Genomic DNA, 3,452 nt, shown 5'->3' with positions numbered 1-3,452 from the left:
TTCGAGATCCAGGACCAGCGTCTGGTTTCGCTGCAGGTCGATGGCAACACCGTCGCCATCGACATCTGTGTGCTCGGCATTGGCGCTGTGCCTGAAACCGAGCTGGCCCAGGCCTGTGGCCTGCGGGTCGACAACGGCATCGTGGTGGACGCCTGCATGCGCACCAGCGACCCGGCCATTCTCGCGATCGGCGACTGCGCGAATTTTGCGGCCGAAGACGGCGTGCAACGCCGGCTGGAATCGGTGCAGAACGCCAACGACCAGGCCCGCACCGCAGCGGCCACTTTGTTGGGCCGTGAGGAGCCTTACCGCGCGCTGCCCTGGTTCTGGTCGGAGCAAGGAAGCCTGCGCCTGCAAATCGCCGGCCTGTTGCCCGCACAGGCAGAAACCGTGTTGCGCCCGGGCGCACAGGCCAGCAGCTTCACCCTGTTCCACCTGCAGGACGGGCGGCTGCTGTGCGCCGAATCGGCCAACGCACCGATGGACCACATGATGTCGCGCAAGCTGATCGAAAGCCGTCTGCACCTGGAGCCCAGCGCTTTGGCAGACAGCGCCACGCCGTTGAAGTCCTTGCTGGGCTGAACGCCCACCAGCGCGGCGGCCAAAAAAAAGCACGCCCACCCGAAGGTCGGCGTGCTGCAAGGCACAGGAGACAAACCCGTGTTTATTTGGCGCCGCGCGCCTTGTTCACCGCTGCCTGGGTCTCTTTCCAGAGATCCATGCCCACGTTGGTGGCGATGCTGGCATTCACCGCCGTGAGCTTGTCGCGCATGCGGTTGGCCTCGGCCGGCGCCAGTTCGTTGATCTGCATGCCCTTGGATTTGAGATCGGCCAGCGCCTTGCTGGCTTCTGCACGGGTGTCCTCGCGCTCAAAGTCCCGGCTCTTCACGGCGGCGTCCATCAACACCTTCTGCTCGTCCTTGCTCAAGGCGTCCCAGTACTTCTTGCTCACCAGCACGATCCAGGGGCTGTAGACGTGGTTGGTCACGGTCAGGTACTTCTGCACCTCGTAGAACTTGCTGGACAGGATGGTGTTGTAGGGGTTCTCCTGACCGTCAACCGTGCGGGTTTCGAGCGCGGTGAACAGTTCCGAGAACGGCAGCGGCACGGCATTGGCGCCCAGGGTCTTGAAGCTGTCGATGAACACGGTGTTCTGCATCACACGCAGCTTGATGCCGTCCATGTCTTCCAGCTTGGTGACCGCGCGCTTGTTGTTGGTCAGGTTGCGGAACCCGTTTTCCCAATACACCAGACCCACCAGGCCTTTTTCCTCCAGCTTGTCCATCACCTTCTGGCCCACCGGGCCGTCGAGCACCACGTCGGCCTCTTTACCGTTGTTGAACAGAAAAGGCGTGTCCCAGATGGCCATCTCTTTGGTGATGCCCACCAGGGTGGCGGTGGAGCCCACCATCATTTCCTGCGCGCCACCGATCAGCGCCTGCTGCATTTGCACGTCCGAGCCCAGCGCGGCAGCGCCAATGGCGCGCAACTTCATCTTGCCGCCCGAGTTCTTTTCAATTTCGTCGGCCAGCACTTTGGCGGCGCGACCCTGGTTGGATTGTTCGTTCAGGCCGTAGCCGAAACGGATCAGGCGTGGCTTGATGTCTTGCGCCTGGGCCATGCCCGCGCCCAGCGTGGTCAGTGCCACGGCAGCGGCGATGGCGAGTTGTCGGATTTTCATAGGGGTCTCCTTGGGATGGATATGGCGGATGCCGGGAACAAAACACTGAGTCTTAAAACATCAGCTTGAGAGGCCACAAGACGATGGCCGGGAAAAGAATCAACAACACCAGCATGGCGAAATACACCAGCAGGAAGGGCATGACACCGCGGATCACCGGCTCCATGCGCAGGCCGCCCACGCCGGCCACCACGTTGAGCACCGTGCCCACGGGTGGCGTGAGCAAGCCCAGACAGCCGACAAAGATGAAGACGAAACCGAAGTACACCGGATCGATGTTGGCTTTCAAGGCCAGAGGCGCGAGCACCGGCGCCAGGATGAGGATGGTGGGCGTGAGGTCCATCACCATGCCGACCGCCAGCAAAAAGGCGCAAACCACGGCCATGAACAACATGGGGTTTTGCAGCAGCGGGCCCATGCTGTGGGCCAGCTGGTTGGGCAGGTCGGCCAGGGTGATCATGTAAGAGGCGGCGGTGGCCGCTCCGCACAGAAACATCACCACACCGGTGGTGCGAGAAGCATCGACCAACACTTTGAACACGCCGCTCAGATCGAGCTCGCGGTAGACGAACACCGCCACCAGCAGCGCGTAGACGGCGGCCACCACGGCCGCTTCGGTGGGCGTGAAAAAACCCATGCGCAGACCGCCGATGATGATGACCGGCATCATCAAAGCCCAGGCGCTGCTGCCCAAAGCCTCGCGGCGCTGCACCCAGCTGGTCTTGTCGGCCACCGGCAAGGCCTTGCGGCGCGCAATGCCGCGCCACACCAGCACCAAACCCACGGCCATCATGATGCCGGGCACGATGCCGGCCAGGAACAGCTTGCTGATCGAGGTGTTGGTCGTCACGCCGTAGATCACCATGGGCATGGACGGCGGCACGATGGGCGCGATGATGCCGCCCGACGCGATCAGCCCGGCGCTGGAACCGTCGGGGTAGTTCTGCCGCCGCATCATGGGCAGCAGCAGCGTGGCCAGGGCAGCCGTGTCGGCAATGGCCGAGCCGCTCATGGACGCCAGCATCAGCGAAGCGGCGATCGCCACATAGCCTAGGCCGCCCGGGATGTGGCCGACCATGGAGCGCGCCAGATCGATGATGCGGCGGCTCAAGCCACCCGCGTTCATCAGCTCACCGGCCAGTATGAAAAACGGCACCGCCAGCAGCGGAAAGCTGTCGAAGCCGGCCTGCACGTTTTGCGCCAGCAACTGGGCGTCGAAGAAATCGAGCTGCACCATCAAGGCCAAGGCGGTCAGCATCAGCGCGAAGGCTATCGGCACGCCCACCGTCATGGTGGCGAACAACACGGTGAGAAAGAGCGCAATCGTCATGGTGTGCGCCCTCCGTCGGTAGAAGCTGCGGGGCCAGAGGCCACGGGCTCACCACGCCATTCGTGCCAGCACTGCAAGAGCAGCAAGACCGCCATGCACACACCCATGACCAAGGTGCCGGCGGCACCCAGCGCCAAGGGGTAGTTCATGACCGGGCTACGGCTGTCCATGCCCACCAGCACCTGGGCCCAGGAGCCACTGACCAGGTAATACAGCGCCAGGGCGATCAGACCCCGCGAAAGCCAGCGCAAAGCGGCGGCCTTCACACCGGTGAGGCGGGCGGTGAGCAGGTCAAAGCCCAGGTGTTTGTTTTCACCAAAGGCCAGCGTGGCGGACAGGCACACCAGCCAGACGAACAGCAGGCGCGAAAGCTCCTCGGACACGACCCAACCCGTGCCCCAGAAGTAGCGCAGGATGACGTTGCCGAACACCGCCAGCACC

Annotated in this window: 4 protein-coding genes; 1 reads left to right on the top strand and 3 read right to left on the bottom strand. The window is 63.4% G+C overall.

Annotation, left to right across the window (positions count from 1 at the left end):
- Positions 1–582 (top strand): oxidoreductase C-terminal domain-containing protein (locus tag ABYB95_RS19700; RefSeq protein ID WP_372660801.1); only part of this gene is annotated, 582 nt, incomplete at its 5' end.
- 82 nt (positions 583–664) lie between these two features.
- On the opposite strand, the gene ABYB95_RS19695 is transcribed toward ABYB95_RS19700, so the two are convergent.
- The 3 genes from ABYB95_RS19695 to ABYB95_RS19685 form a co-directional block, all read right to left on the bottom strand.
- On the bottom strand, positions 665–1,681 hold the full coding sequence (locus tag ABYB95_RS19695; protein ID WP_372660798.1) for a TRAP transporter substrate-binding protein: 1,017 nt from the start codon (positions 1,679–1,681) through the stop codon (positions 665–667).
- A gap of 52 nt (positions 1,682–1,733) precedes the next feature.
- Positions 1,734–3,011, bottom strand: coding sequence for a TRAP transporter large permease (locus tag ABYB95_RS19690; RefSeq protein WP_372660795.1), 1,278 nt, complete (start codon positions 3,009–3,011; stop codon positions 1,734–1,736).
- The coding region (locus tag ABYB95_RS19685; protein WP_372660792.1) for a TRAP transporter small permease at positions 3,008–3,452 on the bottom strand (445 nt) is incomplete at its 5' end. The genes ABYB95_RS19685 and ABYB95_RS19690, both read right to left, overlap by 4 nt.

Origin of the sequence: Hydrogenophaga sp. (assembly GCF_041633695.1) — a bacterium.
Lineage (GTDB): Bacteria > Pseudomonadota > Gammaproteobacteria > Burkholderiales > Burkholderiaceae_C > Hydrogenophaga.
Note: the sequence above shows the minus strand (reverse complement) of the source record. Positions and strands in the feature narration are given on the sequence as shown.